Below are 1,030 nucleotides of genomic sequence, written 5' to 3'. Positions count from 1 at the left end.
CCTTTAGCACCGAATGAATACTGAAACAAGAGCAATCCACCGTCGGGCAATTTAATATGAAATAGCCCATTGCCTTCCAATTCTTCATAAATCGTCTTATAGGGAACATTCTTTTGGGCAATGGATGTCCCTGTCATTGAACCCAGTGAGCTTGATTCAGAACCAACTGAAATCGAAGGAAAATTCTGTTGAACAGAGACGCCCGTTTCAATCGCGCGACCGATTACCTCGGTTAGCTGAACTTTAACGTCCAAAAATTTCACTTCTTTGCTCGCCTACTCGCCGCACCGAAATCATCAATCAGTTGAGCAGCATCAATATCACCATCCCGGATGGCCTGAAGCAACTCGTCGCGCTGCCGTTGTAGGCGTCGATCCCGCGCGGTCTGCTTCGCTACAGGCTCGACGTTGATTAGTCGCAAAAGTTTCTTCTCGTCATCCGTAGGAAACTTGAACTTAAGCGCATAGTCGTTCTTTTTTAGTTTGTCCCATTCAGCGGTCAGCTCATCCATTTTTGAGCCGATTCCAAGGACTCGAACCCATGCCTTGGACCTCGTTAAAGCCGTAAAAAGTCGATTTCTGACGAGAGCCGTTTGCGATTTAGTAAAGGCAGAGAAACAATCCTGCGCATTCATGACATACACCATGCCTGCCTCATTACCTTTCGCGCGAAATATTCCCGTGAAGGTTACCGACCCCTCTTTGCTAAAAACATCCCGAGAGGTGCTGACTCCAGCAATCTCAMTATTTATGTTCATATCAAAAAGAAGTCGGCGAGTTTTTCCGACCGCCTCTTGCGTCTTAAAAGGGTCCGGATTAATTACTACGATATCTTCTGGGCGGAGTTCTTCCGCCTGAATGTCGTGTTTTATGCTTTCGGATAGCCACTGAGATTGTGACTCTGCATCGGGAAACGTTAAAAATTGCAGGAGATCGTCCGGAGGTGAGTGATTCTCCAAAAACTTCGGTGACGTTTCGGAGGTACGCGCGAGTGTTACTTCGCGCCCCGGTTCCAACGAACCGTCGAGAAC

General features: G+C 47.5%; 2 protein-coding genes. Both read right to left on the bottom strand.

Annotated elements, in window-relative coordinates; all coding sequences use genetic code 11:
• Positions 1 to 263: hypothetical protein (locus tag AC1D2E_RS35930; RefSeq protein ID WP_478201805.1), on the bottom strand; the 263-nt coding region annotated here is incomplete at its 3' end.
• Positions 260 to 1,030: ATP-binding domain-containing protein (locus tag AC1D2E_RS35925; protein WP_478201804.1), on the bottom strand; the 771-nt coding region annotated here is incomplete at its 5' end. The genes AC1D2E_RS35930 and AC1D2E_RS35925, both read right to left, overlap by 4 nt.

Source organism: Variovorax sp. P1_H2, from assembly GCF_056405295.1.
Note: the sequence above shows the minus strand (reverse complement) of the source record. Positions and strands in the feature narration are given on the sequence as shown.